Annotated in this window: 17 protein-coding genes and 1 pseudogene; 9 read left to right on the top strand and 9 right to left on the bottom strand. The window is 70.7% G+C overall.

What is annotated here, in order from left to right; translation table 11 throughout:
* The first annotated feature begins 4 nt into the window (after positions 1-4).
* The 3 genes from ABFX54_RS45635 to ABFX54_RS45625 all read left to right on the top strand — a co-directional run bounded on the left by ABFX54_RS45635 (position 5) and on the right by ABFX54_RS45625 (position 3,380).
* Positions 5-1,501 (top strand): ATP-binding protein, encoded by a 1,497-nt coding sequence (locus tag ABFX54_RS45635; RefSeq protein ID WP_346113292.1) that lies wholly within the window; start codon positions 5-7, stop codon positions 1,499-1,501.
* A 77-nt stretch (positions 1,502-1,578) separates the two neighbouring features.
* Positions 1,579-2,202, top strand: a complete 624-nt coding sequence (locus ABFX54_RS45630; protein WP_346113275.1) for an RNA polymerase sigma factor — start codon at positions 1,579-1,581, stop codon at positions 2,200-2,202.
* The gene (locus ABFX54_RS45625; protein WP_346113274.1) at positions 2,199-3,380 is read left to right on the top strand and encodes a CU044_5270 family protein; all 1,182 of its coding nucleotides are present in this window, start codon (positions 2,199-2,201) and stop codon (positions 3,378-3,380) included. Before ABFX54_RS45630 ends, ABFX54_RS45625 begins: the two co-directional genes overlap by 4 nt.
* A 117-nt stretch (positions 3,381-3,497) precedes the next feature.
* Here the strand turns inward: ABFX54_RS45625 and ABFX54_RS45620 are convergent, their stop codons facing one another.
* From ABFX54_RS45620 to ABFX54_RS45610, 3 genes are all read right to left on the bottom strand, one after another.
* Positions 3,498-3,905: a hypothetical protein gene (locus ABFX54_RS45620; protein WP_346113273.1), complete on the bottom strand. Its 408-nt coding sequence runs from the start codon at positions 3,903-3,905 to the stop codon at positions 3,498-3,500.
* Between the two features lie 24 nt (positions 3,906-3,929).
* Complete coding sequence (locus ABFX54_RS45615) at positions 3,930-4,172, bottom strand: hypothetical protein (protein WP_346113272.1); 243 nt, start codon at positions 4,170-4,172, stop codon at positions 3,930-3,932.
* Between the two features lie 81 nt (positions 4,173-4,253).
* The gene (locus tag ABFX54_RS45610) at positions 4,254-4,877 is read right to left on the bottom strand and encodes a TetR/AcrR family transcriptional regulator (protein ID WP_346113271.1); all 624 of its coding nucleotides are present in this window, start codon (positions 4,875-4,877) and stop codon (positions 4,254-4,256) included.
* A gap of 80 nt (positions 4,878-4,957) precedes the next feature.
* Between ABFX54_RS45610 and ABFX54_RS45605 the strand changes: the two genes are divergently transcribed.
* The 6 genes and pseudogenes from ABFX54_RS45605 (at position 4,958) to ABFX54_RS45580 (ending at position 11,475) form a co-directional block, all read left to right on the top strand.
* Complete coding sequence (locus tag ABFX54_RS45605) at positions 4,958-6,388, top strand: DHA2 family efflux MFS transporter permease subunit (RefSeq protein WP_346113269.1); 1,431 nt, start codon at positions 4,958-4,960, stop codon at positions 6,386-6,388.
* A gap of 76 nt (positions 6,389-6,464) precedes the next feature.
* Positions 6,465-7,652 (top strand): RtcB family protein, encoded by a 1,188-nt coding sequence (locus ABFX54_RS45600; RefSeq protein WP_346113268.1) that lies wholly within the window; start codon positions 6,465-6,467, stop codon positions 7,650-7,652.
* A gap of 367 nt (positions 7,653-8,019) precedes the next feature.
* A pseudogene (locus ABFX54_RS45595) lies at positions 8,020-8,544 on the top strand (NUDIX domain-containing protein).
* A 507-nt stretch (positions 8,545-9,051) separates the two neighbouring features.
* Positions 9,052-9,897, top strand: a complete 846-nt coding sequence (locus ABFX54_RS45590; RefSeq protein WP_346113266.1) for a DUF1996 domain-containing protein — start codon at positions 9,052-9,054, stop codon at positions 9,895-9,897.
* Positions 9,898-10,279: 382 nt separating this feature from the next.
* On the top strand, positions 10,280-10,696 hold the full coding sequence (locus ABFX54_RS45585) for a DUF305 domain-containing protein (protein WP_346113265.1): 417 nt from the start codon (positions 10,280-10,282) through the stop codon (positions 10,694-10,696).
* Positions 10,697-10,803: 107 nt separating this feature from the next.
* A complete protein-coding gene (locus tag ABFX54_RS45580) occupies positions 10,804-11,475 on the top strand; it encodes a phosphotransferase (RefSeq protein WP_346113263.1) in 672 nt (223 codons plus the stop codon).
* Between the two features lie 88 nt (positions 11,476-11,563).
* Here ABFX54_RS45580 and ABFX54_RS45575 read toward each other — a convergent pair whose 3' ends face one another.
* From ABFX54_RS45575 to ABFX54_RS45550, 6 genes are all read right to left on the bottom strand, one after another.
* A complete protein-coding gene (locus tag ABFX54_RS45575; protein WP_346113262.1) occupies positions 11,564-12,367 on the bottom strand; it encodes an SDR family oxidoreductase in 804 nt (267 codons plus the stop codon).
* Positions 12,368-12,445: 78 nt separating this feature from the next.
* Positions 12,446-13,066: a phosphotransferase gene (locus ABFX54_RS45570; RefSeq protein ID WP_346113261.1), complete on the bottom strand. Its 621-nt coding sequence runs from the start codon at positions 13,064-13,066 to the stop codon at positions 12,446-12,448.
* Positions 13,063-13,794: a respiratory nitrate reductase subunit gamma gene (gene narI, locus ABFX54_RS45565; RefSeq protein ID WP_346113260.1), complete on the bottom strand. Its 732-nt coding sequence runs from the start codon at positions 13,792-13,794 to the stop codon at positions 13,063-13,065. The genes ABFX54_RS45570 and narI overlap by 4 nt, the downstream gene beginning before the upstream one ends.
* Before the next feature lie 40 nt (positions 13,795-13,834).
* A complete protein-coding gene (gene narJ / locus ABFX54_RS45560) occupies positions 13,835-14,389 on the bottom strand; it encodes a nitrate reductase molybdenum cofactor assembly chaperone (protein WP_346113259.1) in 555 nt (184 codons plus the stop codon).
* Positions 14,386-15,978, bottom strand: a complete 1,593-nt coding sequence (gene narH, locus ABFX54_RS45555) for a nitrate reductase subunit beta (protein ID WP_346113291.1) — start codon at positions 15,976-15,978, stop codon at positions 14,386-14,388. Before narH ends, narJ begins: the two co-directional genes overlap by 4 nt.
* Positions 15,979-15,983: 5 nt before the next feature.
* Positions 15,984-18,285, bottom strand: a 2,302-nt coding sequence (locus tag ABFX54_RS45550) for a molybdopterin-dependent oxidoreductase (RefSeq protein WP_346113257.1), incomplete at its 5' end; no start/stop codon positions are given.

The following is an 18,285-nucleotide window of genomic DNA, read 5'->3' as shown; positions in this document are numbered from 1 at the left end:
GTCGATGCAGAAGCCGCAGCGGGTGCTCTCCAGGGATTCCGAGTGGGAGGCGCTGGAGCAGTTCGTCCGGCATCCCGATCCGCACCTCCGACTGGGCGTCGTGTCCGGGCGGCGCAGGGTGGGCAAGAGTTTCGTGCTGCGTGCCCTCGCCGAGGCGAGCGGTGGCCTTTACGTGACCGCCGTCGCCGAGGAAGGGGTCGTGGTGTCGCGGCGGCGGCTCGCGGGGGACATCGCTCGATACGCGGGTGTCGGATCAGGGATGATCGCCGACGCGAGCTGGGAGGAGTTGCTCACGACGGCGATCGAGCTCACCGCCCGCCGGCCGGGGGTGCTCGTCATCGACGAGTTGCCGTACTGGATGGGCCACTCTCCCGAGCTGCCGGGGCTGCTGCAGTTGCTCTACGACCGGTCCCAGGCGGGGGAGGGTGTGCCGGGCGGGCGCGTGATCGTCTGCGGGTCGGCCATGTCGGTCATGAATGAGCTGCTGTCCGGGACCAAGGCCCTGCGCGGCCGGGCGGCACTCGACCTGCGGCTGGCGCCGTTCGATCTCGGTACGACGGCCCGCCACTGGGGTATCGGCGATCCGGCCGCCGTCGTGCGGGTGCATGCGGTCCTCGGGGGGTCTCCCGGCTACCGGAACCTGGCCGGCGTTCCCGCTCCTCGCACGGTCGCGGACCTGGACGAGTGGGTGCCCGCCACCGTGCTCGATCCGCGGCAGGCGCTGTTCTCCGGCAGCGAGGCCGAGTACCTGCTGCGTGAGGATCCCAAGTTCTCCGGCAGCGCGCTGCACTACGCGATCATCAACGCGGTCGCCGGCGGGGCGAGCAGCCCGGCGAAGATCGGCGGGCTGCTGGAGCAGCCGCGCACCGCGCTGGCCCGGCCGCTGGAGGCCCTGACGAGCGCCGGATTCCTCCAGTACGACACCGACCCCCTGTGGGAGAGACGCCCGGTGATCACCGTCGTGGATCCCATCGTGCGCTTCCACAATCTCATCACCGTGCCGCAGCGCGATCTCGTCGATACGGGGCAGTCGGCACAAGCCTGGCAGCGGTCGAGGCCGACCTTCGTGGCGCGCGTCCTGGGGCCCCACTTCGAGCAGTGCGCCAGAGACTGGCTGCGCTGTCAGGCCGAGTTCAGGGGAGAGGCGGGTCTGGTGGCGGCGACCGTCGTCAACGACCAGAAGGGGCGGGCCAAGCACGAGATCGACGTCGTCGCGCTGGACAAGAGGGCGGGCCGGGCGAAGATCACCGTCGTCGGCGAGGCCAAGGCGACCATCACGCGGCGGACCATGGCCGATCTGGAACGCCTGGACGACCTGAAGGCGGTGCTCGCGGCGCAGGGGCACGACACCGCGCCGGCCGTCCTCGCGCTGTTCTCCCTGGAGGGTTTCCAGCCGGACCTCGTCGAAGCGGCGCGGCGCAGGGGAGACGTGCTGCTGGTGGGGGTGCCTACGCTGGTCGAAGGTGCGGACCCCGTGGTGGCGCCGCGCCGGGTTTTCTGAGACTGGCGGTAACAACGGGCGGGGTGCGGCCACTTCCTGGTGTCAGAAGAACGCATTCCGAACGAAGGGGCTGGGCGGTGGCGGATGATGCGCACCGGTTCACCGGCATGTACGACGAATGCCGGCAACGGGTCTGGGCCTACGTCGTCAGCCGGGCCGGGCGGCAGGTCGCGGACGAGGTGGTCAGTGAGACGTTCGCGATCGCCTGGCGGCGGCTGGACGACGTGCCCGACCCGGCGCTGCCCTGGCTGCTCGGCGTCGCCCGCAACGTCCTGCGCGACAACGTGCGCGCGGAGGTGCGCAGGCAGGCCATGGCCGCCGAGCTCCGGGCGTGGACCGAGGGGGACGTGGCCGACCAGGTGACCGAGCGGATGGCGGTCCTGCGGGCGCTGGCCGCGCTGCGGGAGGACGATCGGGAGATCCTCGTCCTGGTCGCCTGGCACGGGTTGTCGCCCAAGGAGGCGGCGCGGGTGATCGGGTGCTCGACGGCGGCGTACCGGGTGCGGCTGCATCGGGCTCGCAAACGGCTCAAACAGGCCATCGAGGCGGTGGAGTCCGCGTCGTCGGCGGGTTCGGGGGAGGCGGCGGCGGGCGAGCCGTACTCCGGAGAGCCGTCTTCGAGCGCGCCGTACGCCGGCGAGCCCGTCCGGCGCGAATCGCCCACGCCCCACGTGCGGAACCTCAGCGAGGAGTGGTCATGAACCCCATCGACGAACTTCGGGCGGCCAGGCCCGCGCACCTGGACGGCGGCCAGGTGGACGAGCTGACCAGGGCCACGGAGCTGGCCCGCGCGATGTCGGAGCCGCGGCAATCGACGAGTCGGCGCGGAATCGTACGGCCGGCCTGGGGGCTGGGGCTGGCGGGGGGCGCGGCGGCCGTGACGGCGGCCGTGGTGGTCGTGTCGGGGAACGGCGCGGTGCCCACCACGAGCCCGTCCCCCGCGCCAGGCACCCCGGGCGTCGCGGCGAGCGTCACCCGGACGAGCGCGCCCCGGGTGGCGTTGCCGGCCAGGCAGGTGCTGCTGGCGGCGGCCGAGAACGCGGCGCGGCAGGACGAGGGCAGTGGCGACTACTGGCACAGCGAGTCGGTGAGCCGGATGATCCACACCGTCGAAGACGGCGGCTACCGGGTCGTGGACCGGACCCGTACCGAGGGATGGACACCCAGTGCCGTCGGCGGCGAGCAGTGGTCGCGCAGCCGGTCGCTCGGCGCGGAGCCCGCCACCGAGCAGGACAGGGAGGCGTGGGAGCGGGCGGGGTCGCCGTCCGCGTTCAATGCCGTCATCCCGGGCAAGGGGCGGGGCAAGGAGAAGTACGGCGCCATCCCGCTGTCCACCTCCCCGCGTGCGGCCAGGACCGAACGCAGCCCGCTGGTCGACGGTGACAAGGTGTTCTGGCTCGGCCGGAACGTCACCATGAAGGACCTGCGCGGGCTGCCGGACGACCCGGCGAAGCTGAAGAAGTGGCTGATGGCCTCGTACGAGGGCCACGGGACCGAGGGGGACGGCCAGGAGATGTCGGGCGACGTGTGGCTGTTCACGGTCAGCATGGGGCTGATCATGGACATGCCGGTGACGCCCGAGGTCCGGGGGGCGGCCTTCCGCATGCTGGCCGAGCTCGACGAGGCGAAGGTGACCGCCAACGTGACCGACGCCGAGGGGCGGCAGGGAACGGCCGTGTCGGTGGAGGAGCCGACGCACGGAGGCGGGATCGACGAGAAGCGGCTGGTCTTCGACGAGGCGACCGGGCGGGCGCTGGCGCGGGAGAACGTGGTGGTGAAGGCGGGCACGTTCCAGGCCGGGCTGGAGCCGGGCACGGTGTGGACGTCGGAGGTGCTGATCGGGTCCGGCTGGACGGACGCGGCGCCGAAGGGCTCCTGACCTCGTCGTCCCTGGCCGCGAGGCTCGTCGTCCCTGGCCCACGAGGCCCGTCGTCCCGATCGCGCGGTTCGCCGGGCGGGCGTCCGCTCTTGGCGGGCCGCCCGGCGGGTCGGGTGGTCAGCCGCTCTGGCGGGCCGCGTCGTTGGCGTTCGTACGGATCTGCTGGATGCGCTGCTTGGTCAGCCCGAGCAGCTCGCCGATGTCTCCATCCGACAGCCCCAGCTCGTGCATGTGCTTGACCCGCTTCTTCAGCGTCCGCGTGTAGTCCTCGGCGATGGCGGCGGCCTGGCGCTGGAGGGCGGCGAAGTCGTCGAGGTCCTGCTCAGACAGGCCGGGCAGGGCGTAGTGGTAGACCGGGGCCGGCGGCCTGGGACGGTCGGCGAACAGGAACGGCAGCCCCTCGGCGACGTCGGCGTGCAGCTCCTTGAGCGTACGGGCGGACATGCCGCCGGCCACGCCGTCCACCTGGGCCAGCCACAGGCTGCCGGCCATGGTGACGTGGACGTCCACGCGGTCTGCGGTCATCGGTGCTCCAGTCAGTCCTTCTGCTCAGTCCTTCAGCCAGCCGTCGCCGAACAGGTGTGCCAGCCCTTCTTCGAGTGAGTCCACGAGCTGTGGCGTCTCCCCTGGGTAGAGCGGGACGATCGCGCGGGCCGCGACCCGGCCCCCGGTGTCCCACAGCAGCAGGAAGCGCTGCCGCCTCGTCGTCTCCACCCAGTCGGGGCGCAGGCCGTGGAGGCGGGAGAGGCCGATGATGCGGTCGCGGATGGCCGCGTAATCATCTCGTTCCACCACACGCGGCAGACTATATCCCTTGACTGACAGTGACAAGGGGCCTTGTCGGCGATATTTCCCATACGTGTCGGTTAGGGATCAGGACACGACCCAAGCCCGCGCGAACGTCTCCACGGCCGTACGGGCGATCGTCGCCAGCTCCGCCTCCTCCAACTGCCGGGTGCCCATCTGCGAGCGGGCCTCAAGGGGGCCCAGGATCAGGGCCAGGAACTGCTCGGCCGCCAGATCGGGATCCGTGGTGCGCAGGCGGCCGGCCAGCGCCAGCCGGGCCAGGCGGTCGGCCAGCGCGTGGTTGAGGCGGTCGAGGCCGTACTCCTTGACGATGTCGAGGATGTCGGGAAAGTGGGTGATCTCCGAGTAGAGCAGGCGGCGCAGCGCGCAGTACCGGCTGTCGGTGTGCAGGCGCAGCAGGGCGAGCGCGACGCCCTCCAGCGTGGCGGCCAGGTCGTCACCCGGGTCGCCGAGCGGCGCCAGCGCGGCCACCCGCTGGTCGAGCGCGGTCATCGCGGCGGCCTCCACGGCATGCCTGAACAAGGTCGCCTTGTCGGTCATGTGGTTGTAGACCGTCGGCTTGGCCACCCCCGCCTCAAGCGCGATGTCCTGCACGCCGGCCTGTGCGTACCCCTGCCTGGCGAACACGGTGAAGGCGCCGTCCAGGATCGCCTGGCGCTTGTCGATCCGTCCGCGGGTGGTGCTGCTCACCTCATCGATTGTACTCGCTGGTTCAACCTGATGTACGCATCGGGTTGCGATCGAACGCAAGAGACATTTATCTTGAACCAATGAGTTCAATAAATGATGACCGGCTGGGTCGCCGGCTGGTGGGGATCATCGCCGTCGTCCTGCTCGGCGGGCTGCTCGGCATCCTCAACAGCACGATGGCCGCCGTCGCCACCGACACCCTGGTGCTGGCGTTCGACACGTCGCTGAGCACGGTCGGCTGGGCCTCCACCGGGTTCCTGCTGGCCGTGACCGCGACGATCCCGTTCACCACCTGGGCCGTCGACCGGTTCGGCGGCAAGCGGCTGTGGATCGCGGGGCTGCTGGTGTTCCTGGCCGGGTCGCTGGCCGCGGGGCTGGCCTGGAACGCGGGCAGCCTGATCACCTTCCGCGCCGTGCAGGGGCTCGGGGCCGGGCTGCTCGATCCGCTCGTGCTCATCCTGCTGGCCAGGGCCGCCGGGCCGCGGCGCGCCGGGCGGGTGATGGGGCTGATGGGCGTGGTCCTGTCGCTGGGGCCGGTGCTCGGGCCGATCGCGGGCGGGGCGATCCTGGGGGCGTTCACGTGGCGGGCGATGTTCCTGATCAGCGTGGTCGTCGGGGTGGTGGCGCTGGTGCTCGCCGTACGGGTGGTCCCCGGCGACGAGCCGGGCGCGCGGGGACCGTCCAGGCTGGACGTCCTGGGCCTGGCGCTGCTCGGCCCCGGATTCGCGGCCGTGGTGCTGGGGCTCTCGCAGACGGCCGAGCAGGGCACGATCGCGGTGTGGCAGGCGCTCACGCCCCTGGGGCTGGGCCTCGCCCTGCTGGCCGGGTACGCCGTGCACGCCCTGGGCCGGCGCCGGACGCCGCTGATCGACCTGCGCCTCTTCCGCAACCGGGGGTTCAGCGGCAGCGTCGCGATCATGGGGCTCGGCGGCATGGGCCTGTTCTCCGGCCTGTTCGCGCTGCCGCTCTACTACCAGCAGGCACACGGGCACGGCGTGCTGGCGGCCGGGCTGCTCATGGCCCCGCTCGGGCTCGGCGGCTCCATCGCCATGCCGCTGGCCGGACGCCACTCCGACCGGATCGGCGCGCGCGGCCTGGCCGCAGGCGGGGCGGTCGTCGCGATCCTGAGCATGTTCGCCCTGACCCTGATCGGGCCGGGAACGCCGGAGGTCTGGCCGGCGCTGGCGGCGCTCACGCTCGGCCTGGGCAGTGGTTGCTTCAGCGCGCCCACCATGGGGTCGCTGTACCGTACGCTGCCCGGTCCCATGGTGGCGCAGGGCAGCTCCGTCCTCTACATGCTCAACCAGCTCGGCGCGGCGCTCGGCGTCGCCCTGGTCACCCTCGTCGTCCAGAGCTCGGCCGACACGATGAGCGGTCTGCGTGGCGTCTTCTGGGTCGGCGTCGTCTCCACGGTGATCGTCCTGGCCCTCGTCCCGCTGCTCCCGGCCAGAACAGCCGGGGCGCCGGCGCCCGTGCCTTCAGAGCCGGAGGGAGCGGACGTACCGCGCTAATTCGCTTGCGGAGGGTAGAGGAACTCTGGCCTGATAGATCACGTTCCAGACGCGACCGGAAGGAGGCGATACGGAGATGACGTACAACGAGGTGACCGGGACCAGGCGGCCGCTGCGCATGTGGGCGAAGCCCGAGACGGTCGATCCGCAGGCGATGCAGCAACTGCGTAACGTGGCGAACCTCGAGTGGGTCCACGGTGTCGCCGTCATGCCGGACGTGCACCACGGCAAGGGCGCGACGGTGGGCTCGGTCATCGCGATGAAGGACGCGGTCTCGCCGGCGGCGGTCGGCGTGGACATCGGGTGCGGGATGACCGCGGTGAAGACCTCGTACAAGGCTTCGCAGCTCCCCGACAACCTGGCCTACCTGCGCGGGAAGCTGGAGCAGGCGGTGCCGGTCGGGTTCGGCCACCACAAGCGGCCGGTCGACCCGGGCAACGTGCACGGGATGAAGACGGCCGGGTGGGCGGAGTTCTGGAAGGACTTCGACGACCTCGCGCCGGCCGTGCACGCGCGGCGCGAGCGCGCCGAGGTGCAGATGGGCACGCTCGGCGGCGGCAACCACTTCCTGGAGGTCTGCGCCGACGACGAGGGCTGGGTGTGGGTCGTGCTGCACTCGGGCTCGCGCAACATCGGCAAGGAGCTCGCGGAGCACCACATCGGGGTCGCCCGCGGCCTCTCCCACAACAAGGGCCTGGTGGACCGCGACCTGGCGGTCTTCCTCGGCCGTACGCCGGAGATGGACGCCTACCGGCGCGACCTGTTCTGGGCCCAGGACTACGCGCGGCGCAACCGTGCGGTCATGATGGGCCTGGTCTGCGACGTGCTGCGCCGCCATCTGCCGAACATCGTGTTCGAGCAGACGATCTCCTGCCACCACAACTACGTGGCCGAGGAGCGCTACGACGGGGTGGACGTGCTGGTCACCAGAAAGGGCGCGATCCGGGCCGGCTCCGGCGACCTGGGCATCATCCCGGGCTCGATGGCCACCGGCACCTACATCGTCAAGGGTCTTGGTAACAGCGCGGCCTTCGACTCCGCCTCGCACGGGGCGGGGCGGAAGATGAGCAGGAACAAGGCGAAGAAGACGTTCACCGTGAAGGACCTGCAGGAGCAGACCGCCGGGGTGGAGTGCCGTAAGGACTCCGGGGTGATCGACGAGATTCCGGGGGCCTACAAGGACCTGGAGTCGGTGATGGCGGCCCAGACGGACCTGGTCCAGGTGGTCGCGCACCTGCGTCAGCTGATCTGCATCAAGGGCTGACCGGGGTCGCTTCAAGGCTTTGAAGGGGTCGGTCCTCCATCGTCGGGCCGGCCCCTGCTCGGCACCAGCGAGGCTTCGGAGGTCACCGGGCTGAGTGACCCTCCTGCGGTGTGGATCCCAGCCGGTGCGCCACCAGTAGCGGTCCCCATCGCACCAGACCACCAGGCCCACCCAGACGGACACCAGGGCCAACCTGTATCCGTCGTGAACGTCGGCAGGGACACCAGGTGCTTCCAAGGCCTTACCCATGTCGCGGGCGGCCTCAAGTGGCAACGGCAAAAGGGTGATCTTGGTCGTGCGAGGCAGCAGACGGGCATTCCCTTTGTAGCGTGGTGCCGATTCAGGCGTCCACGCTGGGAGCAGCCGTATGCGCTGGCAGGTCCATTCGGAAGAACAGCTGTACACAGACCGCTGGCTCGATGTCCGGGTGGCCGATGTGGAGCTTCCGGACGGAAGGCATCTCGATCATCGCCTCATCCGTACGCCGCCCGGAGCCGGCGCGGTCGTCACCGATGAGCGGAAGCGTGTGCTGCTCATCTGGCGACACCGGTTCATCACCGACACCTGGGGTTGGGAGATTCCGATCGGCAAGATCGACGAGGGTGAGGAGCCGATCGCAGCTGCCGCCCGCGAGTTCGAGGAGGAGACCGGCTGGCGGCCCGGCCCCTTGCGTCCGCTGCTCTACGCTCAGCCGACCAACGGCCTCTCCGACTCTGAACACCACATCTTCCGCGCCGACAGCGCGCAGCACATCGGCCCACCCTCCGAGGCATGGGAGGCCGAGCGCATCGAGTAGGTGCCGCTCACGGACGTCCGCCGCCTGATCGACAAGCGCGACATCGTCAGCGGAACCAGCATGAACGCGCTGCTCTACGTCCTCACGGTGCTGTAGCGCCTCAGGGCTGTCGTGCCGCGGCCTCGGGTCGGCTTCCTGTCGTTCCTTGCTGGCTATGGTGAGAGAGCGCTCCCTAAAAGGGGGGTGGCGCGGTCGAGTGGAGAGTCAAGGACGGGTGGATTCCGAGGTTTCTTGGCGGAGGCTGGGGGAGGCGGGTTCGCGTCGTCCAGGGCGAGTCATCGCTGGTGGCACGAATGTTTGGCGGTGAGCGAGGGCGCTCGATCGCTTCGGGGAGGTTTCGGCGGGGTTAACCGGCGTCTTGACAGCTGGTGGGGAGGCGAGCACGCTCCTTCTCAGGGAGCGCTCCCTCGAACCAACACCCCAGTTTGACGGAGACCTCGTGAGCCCACCCCTGCGCTGCCTGGCTGTCGTGGCGAGTGCCAGATCGTCGGCGCGTTCGCGTTGCCCGCCCGCGCTGTCCTGCTCGGCCAGAGCGAGTCCGCCTTCACCGCTTCGGATGTTCGTCGACCGCGTACGGGTCCACCGATGATCAAGGGAGCCGCCATGTTACCCGTCTCACGACTGATCGCCCTGCTGTCCGTGCTGTTCGCCACGTTCGCCGTGGCGCCTGGGCCGGCCTCGGCCGAGCCCGTACGGGTGGCGGAGTTCCTCGCCGACTGCCCGTTCAGCCACCGGCTGCCCGACGACCCGATCGTCTTCCCCGGGCTGCCCGGAGCCTCGCACATGCACAGCTTCTTCGGCAGCCGCGTCACCAACGCCCACACCCAGCTCGCCGACCTGCAGCGGGGCGCGACCAACTGCAACCCGGCCGTGGACAAGTCGTCGTACTGGGTGCCGACCCTCTACCGGGACGGCGCTCCCGTGGAGCCGGCCATCATCACGTTCTACTACCTCGGCGAGGGCGTGCGTGACGACATCGTCGCCAGGACCCAGCCGCTGCCCCTCGGGCTGCGGATCGTGGCCGGGAACGCCAGGGCGACCGGGCCCGACGACACGACGATCTCCCGGTGGTCCTGCCTGCACGCCGGGCACGTGCCCCCTTCCAAGGACTTCGTGAACTGCCCGTCCGGGACGATGCTGGAGTCATACCTGGACTTCCCGCAGTGCTGGAACGGGCGGGACCTGGACTCCGCCGACCACAAGAGCCACATGGCCTATCCGGTGGGCCTGCAGTGCCCGAGCAGCCATCCGGTGCCGGTGCCGAAGCTGCGGCAGGTGATCCGCTACCCCGTGACCGGCGATCCTTCGCGGCTGCGGCTGGCGTCCGGGGGCGGGTTCACGATGCACGGCGACTTCTTCAACGCCTGGCCGGTCGAGGAGATGGAGCGGCGGGTGCGTGACTGCATCAGGCCGGTCATCAAGTGCGGCGCCGATGGGCGGCCGTCGTAGGGCTGGTCGTCACGTGTCGGCGCCGACGGGTGGCCGTCGTAGATCTTGCCCGGGCGGGCGTCCCTTCCCGCTCGCCCGGGCCCTTCGCCTGGGGATGGTTCCGGTGCTGAGATGTGGGTTGATGTCGTTCGTGGTGGTGGCGGCGTGCTTGGCCCTTGCGAGCTGCTCTGCTCCCGGTCGGGGCCCGGCTGCTGCGGTGCCTGCTCCTGCTGTGTCCGGTTCTCAGGCGTCCGGTTCTCAGGCGCCCGGCTCTCACGGGGCCGGTTCTCACGGCGCCGGTTCTCACGGCGCCGGTTCTCACGGGGCCGGCTCCGGGGGGTCGGCCGCCGTGGGGTCGGGTACGAGTGCTGCCGCTGGGTTCAGCCCGACTGATCTGGCCTGGTTGCAGCTTGCCGAGGCGTTGCACGGGCGGGTCGTGCCGCTGCTTGAACTGGCCCCGGGCCGGGCCGGGAAGCCGATCATCGGCCTGGCCCGTCGGCTCGGCACCGCGCATGAGAAGGGGCGCGGGCGGTTGCGGGCGCTGCTCGCCGAGGCCGGGGTTACCGGGGACAATCCTCACGCTCTGCACGACATGCCCGGTATGCCCACCGCCGACGAACTGCGTGCCCTGGACGGGCTGCGTGGCGACGCCTTCGAGCGGCGCTTCACCTCGCTGCTACGGGCGTACCTGAACCAGCTTGTGCTGGTGGCGAACGGCGAGCGTGACGCCGGTGGCTCGGCGCGGGTGCGCGAGCTGGCGAAGACGATGGCCGGCGAGCACACGGCCGAACTGGCCGAGCTGGACCGGGTCGCCGGGTGATCAGAGCCCCTTTCGTGGCGAGTCGCGGTGCGTCGGTCCGACTCGGTCGTGGTGCTTCGGCCTGGCTCAGCCGCGCGTGGCCGGGGGTCGGCCCGTAGGTTGGCCGTATGCGGATCGGGGAACTGCTGGGGGTCGGGCGCAGTGCCGACGTGTACGCGATCGGCGGCGGCCGGGTGCTGCGCCGCTACCGGTACGACCTCGACGCCGGCCGTGAGTCGGCGGTCATGGCGTACGTGGCCGCGCACGGTTATCCCGTCCCCGAGGTCTTCCCCGGCGAGGGCCGCGCGACCGACCTGGTGATGGGCCTGGTATGGGGGCCGACCCTGCTGCAGGCGTTCACCGAGGGGAAGGTGGACGCGGGGCAGGTGGGCCGGATCCTGGCGGGGTTACTGCGGCGGCTGCACGAGATCCCACCCATGGAGCCGGGCGGCCCGGGTGATCGCATCCTGCATCTGGACCTGCATCCGGACAACGTGATGCTCGCCCCGCAGGGGCCGGTGGTGATCGACTGGGCCAACTCCCGGCCTGGGCCGCCCGCGCTCGACTGTGCACTGTCGGCGCTGATCATCGCGCAGGTGGCCGTGGACGAGGAGCTCGGCCGGCCGGAGGAGGCCCGCGCGGCGCTGGCCGCGCTGGTGGCCGAGCTGGGGGACGATCTGGACGTGGGCGATCCCCTGGACGAGGCCGAGGCGATCCGGGACGCCAACCGCACACTCAGCGACCGGGAGCTCGGCCTCCTGGACGAGGCGGTGGCGCTGGTGCGTGAACTGGCCTCCTGATCCGTCCTGGCTTGGCCAGCGCCAGGGGGTCCAGGTGGCGCGCGGAGTTCCGGCGGCGTCACCTGCTGTGGCCGGGCGCGGGCCTCGGTCAGCGCCAGGCGCCGTTGGCGGCGGCTTGTTTGGCGTAGGTTTCGAAGGATTTGGCTGGGTGTCCTGTCACCTGGGCCACCGTTTCGGTCACCGGCTGGTCGCCGAGGGCGCGCAATGCGGCGAACGCCTTGGTCGCCTGGATCGACTCTCCCGAGAACCCGTTGGCCGCGATGTAGTCTTCGTCGCCGCCCTTGTAGCGCACCTCGCGGCCGCTCGCCCGGCCGATGATCCGCACGGCCTCCTCGAACGGCAGCGAGCGCGGCCCGGTGAGCTCGTAGGTCTGCCCGGCGTGGCCGTCTTCGGTGAGGGCCGTGGCGGCGACGGCGGCGATGTCGCCCGCGTCGACGAAGCCCTGCCCGACGTCGCCGAGCGGCAGCACCAGCTCGCCCACCATGATCGCGGGCCGCAGGAAGCCCTCGTCGAAGTTCTGGTCGAACCAGCTTGGCCGCAGGATCGTCCACTCGGCCGGGCTGTCGCGGACGGTGCGCTCGGCGGACAGCAGTCGCTCGTCGCCCATGGTCTCGATGCCGCCGCTGGACAGCAGCACGATGCGCTCGACGCCCTGCTCGACGGCCAGCGACACGAACGCGGGATCGATCGGGGTGCCGTCGGGGGCCATCAGGTAGAGCGCCGACGCGCCGGACACGGCGGTCTGCCAGGTAGCGGGGTCGGTCCAGTCGAACCGGGTCTCAGCGCTCCTGGAGGCGGCCCGAACGCGATGACCTGAGGCCCGCAGTTGCTCGGCCACGCGGCGGCCCGTGGAGCCGGTGGCGCCTAGCACGAGGATCACTTGACTGGTCATGCCCGTAGTCAAGCAAAGGCCACCGACAGAACCGGTCAAGGGCTGCGGGCTGGTCGGTCCGGAAGGTCGAGGCGCGGGTTACTCCGTCCAGGCCGCCGTGGCGTCGAGGCGTTCGCGCCACAGTTTCTCCCCGCCGCCCCCAGGCTCCCAGCGGGCGCAGAAGTCGAGCAGGTCGCGGCAGCGCGCCACCATGGCCGCCTGGCGCTCAGGCCAGCCGGGAACGTCGTCCCCGTACGCGGCGAAGAAGTGGGAGAGCAGCGGCACCTGCTCGGGATGGTGGCTGCGGACGATCCACTCCAGCCAGGCCAGGTCCTCGACCGGCCGGCCGGGATGGGCCCACTCCCAGTCGAGGATCGCCGCCGTCTCGATCGTGGCCGGGTGGAACAGCATGTTCTGCGGGCCGTAGTCGCCGTGGACGATGCCGAGCCGGTGGATGCGGGCCAGCATGCGTCCGCACTCGGCGAACACCTCGGCCGCCCGCCCCTCGTCGATGAGATCCTGACCGTGGGAGCCGTCGACGAACCGGGTGGTCAGGCTGGTCGAGGTGACCTGGTGGACGCGGGGGACCGGCAGGCGGCCACGCAGGCGGCGCAGATAGCGGCTCTCCGTGCTCAGCCGAAAGGCCGCTTCGGGACCCTGGTAGCACTTCACGACCAGGGCGCCGTCGCCGAATGTGCTGTTGGTGTACCCGTGCTTCACAAGGGTCGATTCTGGCGTACCCGGACGCCTCCCGGGCCCCTTGGCGCGCCATCCGAGCGGCTCCGATACACGATGTAAGGACGGAACAAATACCCCACCGGGGCGGAAAGCGCGTGCACCAGGCGGCTGAACGGGAAAAGGAGGAACAGCATCATCCCGACCACGGTGTGCACCTTGTAAAGACCGCTCGCCTGGCTCATCGCGACCACGTCGGGACGCAGCGTGAAGATGCCGCGAAACCAGGGCGCGACCGTGGTCCGATAGCTCACCTCGCTGGGCACGAGCCCCGCGATCGTGGTCACCGTGCCCGTGACGATGGCGCCGGCCAGCACCACGTACATCACCTTGTCGTTGACCGTGGTCGCCAGGAAGACGGGGCCCTTGGTGCGGCGGCGGTAGATCAGCAGGGCCAGCCCGGTCAGGGTGGCCAGGCCCGCCAGGCCGCCCCAGACGACCGCGTTGGCGTGGTACGCCTCGTTGGACACGCCGACGGCGCCGGTCCAGGCGAGCGGGATGACCAGGCCGGTCACGTGGCCGACGATCACGAACAGCAGCCCGTAGTGGAACAGCGGGGCGGCCACGCGCAGCAGCGGGCTCTCGTAGAGCTGGGAGGAGCGGGTGGTCCAGCCGAACTTGTCGTACTTGTGCCGCCAGATCAGCCCGCCGACGAAGATCACCAGGGTGACGTACGGCGCGACCGTCCACAACATGTCCTCGCCCCAGCTCATCGCTGGCCGCCCATCGTCCACGACCTGCTCTCGCCCCAGCTCATCGGTAGCCTCCCACGCTCTCGGCGGGCGGCCCGGACGCGGCCACCCGCGCGGCGAGCGCCCGGTCGGCGCCTGCGATCGGCGGCAGCGCCGCGCACACCGCGCCGAGCACATGCCGGTACGGCGAGTCGCGTTCGCGCAGGGCGGCGAGCAGGAGTTCCAGCCCTGCCCGGTGCTCGTTGAGCAGCGCGGCTCCCGAGTCGTCCAGCGCGGCGAACTCCAGCAGCACCGGCAGGAAGTCGGGCAGCTCGTCCTCCATCAGCTCCCAGCCCGCCCTCCGGTAGCGCTCCTTCAGCGCGGCCAATGACTCGCCGCGCCGGCGGGTGTCGCCGTCGGTGTAGTAGGTCAGGTAGAGGCAGCAGCGCCGCTGCAGGTCGAACGTCTCCACGTAGTGGGCGGCCAGCTCGCTGGAGCCCAGTTCCGCGGCGAGCGCCAGGAACGTGGCGAAATGCGGTTCCGCGGCCTCTCTGATGAGCGGCAGGCGGCGCCAGAAGCGTTCGTCCGGATAGGCGAGCAGGTGGGCGGCGGCCTGCCAGACGACGGCGGGATTCATGATTTGCCCTTCCTTCGCGGGAAAAGTCCGGCCGGGGCGCCGCGGCCGTCCCAGTTGAGCAGGTTGACCCGGTCGTGGGTGATCTCGTCGCCGGTCTGGCGCTCCTTCAGGCCGTGGAAGCTCTCGATCGAGACCGGCACGGGACGACCCGACGCCTCCCCGAACGGCCCCTGCATGCCGGGCCCGCCGTCGTAGTCGAGGCTGCAGCCGCCCTCCTCCACGACGCCGGGCACGTTGCCGTAGGCGGTCGGGATGACGTAGCGGTCGTCGTACTTGGCCAGGGCGAGCAGGCGGTACATCGCGTTCAGCTCCTCCTCGGTCAGGCCGACGTCGGGCAGGGCCGGCTCCTCCCCGAGGTTGACCGCCCGCATGTACGACCGCATCGCGGCCAGCCGGCGCAGCGCGGCCGTCACGGGCGCCGGGTCCCCGGCGGTGAACAGCTCGGCCAGGTATTCGACGGGGATGCGCAGCGAGTCGATGGCGGCGAACAGGTTGCCCGCGTCCTCGCCGTCGTGCCCGGTGGTGGACAGAGCGTCCACGACGGGGGAGAGCGGAGGGACGTACCAGACCATCGGCAACGTGCGGTACTCCGGATGCAGCGGCAGCGCTATCCGGTACCGCTTGATCAGGTCGTAGATCGGCGACCTGCGGGCGGCCTCCAGCCAGTCGGCGGGCAGCCCGGCGCGCTCGGCGGCCGGATCGTACGGGTCCACGAACAGGTCGAGCTGGGCCTCGTAGAGATCACGCTCGTCCGCCACCGAGGCCGCCTCCGTGACGCGGTCGGCGTCGTACAGCAGGACGCCCAGGTAGCGCAGCCGCCCGACGCACGTCTCGGAGCAGACCGTGGGCAGCCCCACCTCCACCCGGGGGTAGCAGAACGTGCACTTTTCCGCCTTGCCGGTCTTGTGGTTGAAATACACCTTCTTGTACGGACATCCCGTCACGCACATCCGCCAGCCCCGGCACCGATCCTGGTCCACCAGCACGATGCCGTCCTCGGCCCGCTTGTAGAGGGCGCCGGACGGGCAGGAGGCCACGCACGACGGGTTCAGGCAGTGCTCGCAGATACGCGGCAGGTAGAACATGTACGCCTGCTCGAACGACAGCCTGACCTGCTCCGACACCTTCGACAGCACCGGGTCGGGGCTCGGGTCGCCGCCGAGGTCGTCGTCCCAGTTGGCGCTCCATTCGATCTTCATCGGCTCGCCCGTGATCAGCGACCTGGGCGGCGCCACCGGGACGTCGTCGGAGAGCGGGGCGTTCGTGAGGTTCTGGTAGTCGTACGTCCATGGCTGGTAGTAGTCCTGGATGGACGGCATGAGCGGATTTGCGAAGATGGTCAGCAGCTTGCGCAGCCGGCCGCCGGCCTTCGGCCTGAGCCTGCCCCCTCGGGTCAGCTCCCAGCCGCCGCGCCAGCGCTCCTGGTCCTCGTACCGGCGCGGATAGCCCTGGCCTGGGCGGGTCTCGACGTTGTTGAACCAGACGTACTCGACGCCCGGCCGGTTGGTCCAGGTCTGCTTGCAGGTGACCGAGCAGGTGTGGCAGCCGATGCATTTGTCGAGGTTCATCACCATGGCGATCTGTGCCATCACCTTCACCGGTAACGCACCTCCTGTGATCTGCGCCGGATCGTGGTGATCTCGTCGCGCTGGTTGCCCGTCGGGCCGAGGTAGTTGAAGCCGTACGAGAGCTGGGCGTGGCCGCCTATCAGGTGCGTCGGCTTGATCAGCACCCGGGTCAGCGCGTTGTGCACGCCGCCCCGCAGGCCCGTGGCCTCCGACTTCGGCACGTCGATCAGCCGGTCCTGGGCGTGGTACATGAAGACCGTGCCCTTCGGCATCCGGTGCGAGACGATCGCCCTGGCCACCACCACGCCGTTGCGGTTGACCGACTCCACCCAGTCGTTGTCGGCGATCCCCAGGTCCGTGGCGTCCTCGGTGGACATCCAGATCGTCGGGCCGCCTCTGGACAGCGACAGCATGAGCAGGTTGTCCTGGTATTCGGAGTGGATCGACCACTTGCTGTGCGGGGTCAGGTAACGCAGGGTGCCGCTCTCGCCGTACAGCGCGGCCAGGTCCAGCGGCGGACGGTAGATCGGCAGCGCCTCGCCGTACTCGTGCATCCACTCGTGATCGAGGAAGAAGTGCGTGCGCCCGGTCAGCGTGTGCCACGGCTTGCCGTTCTCGACATTGATCGTGAACGGCGCGTAGCGGCGGTCGTGCGACTCCTTGCCCGACCACTCGGGGCTGGCGGCCACCGGGACCGGCCTGGCCTGGGTGTCGGCGAAGACGATCCGGTGCCCCTCGGCGGCCAGCCCCTCGAAGCTCCGCCCGGTGCGCCGGGCGAGCTGGCGGAAGCCCTGCGCGGCCAGGCGGCCGTTGCTCACGCCCGACAGCGCGAGGATCGCCTCGCACGCCTTGGCCTCGGTGTCCAGCTCCGGCCGGCCCTTGGCCACGCCGCGCGGCACCAGGCCGCAGCGCTCGCCCAGCCAGGTCACCTCCTCGTCGGGCCGGAACGTCACGCCCTTGACCGGGATGCCCAGTTTCTCCGTCAGCGGTCCCAGGGCGGCCAGCTTCTCCGCGACCGCGCCGTAGTCGCGCTCGACCACCACGAGCTCGGGCTGACCGCGTCCGGCCAGCTCGCCGGGCGTGTCGTGCTGGTGCGCCAGTGCCACCACGTCCCTGCGCACGCCCAGGTGGTCCTTGGCCAGGTCGCTGAAGGAGCGGGCGATGGCGTGGAAGGCGGCGAAGTCGGTGCGGGTCTGCCAGGGCGGGCTGATGGCCGGGTTGAACGCGTGCACGAACGGGTGCATGTCGGTCGAGGACAGATCGTGCTTCTCGTACCAGGTGGCGGCGGGCAGCACCACGTCCGAGAAGATCGTCGAGGAGGTCATCCGGAAGTCGAGGGTGAGCAGCAGGTCCAGCTTGCCCACGGGGGCGCGCGGGTCCGGGTGCTCCAGGTTGGACGTGGCGCCCAGGAGATGGTGCAGGAAGTACTCGCTGCCCTTGGCGGAGGAGCCCAGGAGGTTCGAGCGCCAGAGGGTCAGGACGCGGGGCCAGTTGCGCGGGTCGTCGGGGGTCTCGGCGGCGAGCCTCAGCCGGCCCGCCGCGAGCTCAGCCCGGGTGTGCGCGACGGGATCCTCGGCCTCGCCGAGCTCCAGCGGATTGCGGTCGAACGCGGGCGCCATCGGCATCCAGCCGTTGCGTACGGCCTCCGTCACCAGGTCGGACGTACGCTTGCCGCGAAACAGCCCCGTGGCCAGCGGGCTGGTCAGCTCACCGGCGTCGAAGTGGTCATAACGCCACTGATCGGTGTGCAGGTACCAGAACAGGGCACCGGGGACCTGGCGCGGCGGGCGCTGCCAGTCGAGCGCGCCCGCCAGCAGGGCCCAGCCGGCCTGCGGGCGGCACTTCTCCTGGCCCACGTAATGGGCCCAGCCGCCGCCGTTGCGGCCCTGGCAGCCGGTCAGGAGCAGCAGCGACAGGAAGGCGCGGTAGATCGTGTCGCCGTGGAACCACTGGGTGGTGCCCGCGCCCAGGATGAACATGCACCTGCCGCCGGTGGCCTCGGCCGTCCTGGCGAACTCCCTGACGATCTTCCGCGCCCGGGCGGCCGGGACGCCGGTGATCTGTTCCTGCCAGGCGGGGGTGTAGGGCTCGGTCGCGTCGTCGTAGCCGGTCGGCCAGGTGCCCGGGAGGCCGGGGCGGTGGACGCCGTACTGGGCGAGGAGCAGGTCGTAGACGGTCGTGACGGTACGACCGGCCACCTGTGTCGTGGGGACGCCCCTGCGTACCGGAGGGCCGCCGTCGAAGCGGGGCAGCAGGACCTCGGCGGGCTCTGAGGCGGGCTCTGAGGCGGGCTCTGAGGCGGGCTCTGAGGCGGGCTCTGAGGCGGGC

Source organism: Nonomuraea maheshkhaliensis (genome assembly GCF_039529435.1).
In the GTDB taxonomy this organism is placed as follows: Bacteria; Actinomycetota; Actinomycetes; order Streptosporangiales; family Streptosporangiaceae; genus Nonomuraea; species Nonomuraea maheshkhaliensis.
The sequence above is the reverse complement of the archived record's forward strand: the minus strand, read 5'-3'. Positions and strand labels throughout refer to the sequence as shown.

Excerpts from the sequence above, each read along its gene's own strand:
- ABFX54_RS45635 (WP_346113292.1), top strand. The coding sequence starts at position 5 with ATGCAGAAGCCGCAGCGGGTGCTCTCCAGGGATTCCGAGTGGGAGGCG.
- ABFX54_RS45605 (WP_346113269.1), top strand. The coding sequence starts at position 4,958 with ATGAGTTCAATAAATGATGACCGGCTGGGTCGCCGGCTGGTGGGGATC.
- ABFX54_RS45580 (WP_346113263.1), top strand. The coding sequence starts at position 10,804 with ATGCGGATCGGGGAACTGCTGGGGGTCGGGCGCAGTGCCGACGTGTAC.
- ABFX54_RS45575 (WP_346113262.1), bottom strand. The coding sequence starts at position 12,367 with ATGACCAGTCAAGTGATCCTCGTGCTAGGCGCCACCGGCTCCACGGGC.
- narJ (WP_346113259.1), bottom strand. The coding sequence starts at position 14,389 with ATGAATCCCGCCGTCGTCTGGCAGGCCGCCGCCCACCTGCTCGCCTAT.
- ABFX54_RS45625 (WP_346113274.1), top strand. The coding sequence starts at position 2,199 with ATGAACCCCATCGACGAACTTCGGGCGGCCAGGCCCGCGCACCTGGAC.
- narI (WP_346113260.1), bottom strand. The coding sequence starts at position 13,794 with ATGAGCTGGGGCGAGGACATGTTGTGGACGGTCGCGCCGTACGTCACC.
- ABFX54_RS45590 (WP_346113266.1), top strand. The coding sequence starts at position 9,052 with ATGTTACCCGTCTCACGACTGATCGCCCTGCTGTCCGTGCTGTTCGCC.
- ABFX54_RS45600 (WP_346113268.1), top strand. The coding sequence starts at position 6,465 with ATGACGTACAACGAGGTGACCGGGACCAGGCGGCCGCTGCGCATGTGG.
- narH (WP_346113291.1), bottom strand. The coding sequence starts at position 15,978 with ATGGCACAGATCGCCATGGTGATGAACCTCGACAAATGCATCGGCTGC.
- ABFX54_RS45620 (WP_346113273.1), bottom strand. The coding sequence starts at position 3,905 with ATGACCGCAGACCGCGTGGACGTCCACGTCACCATGGCCGGCAGCCTG.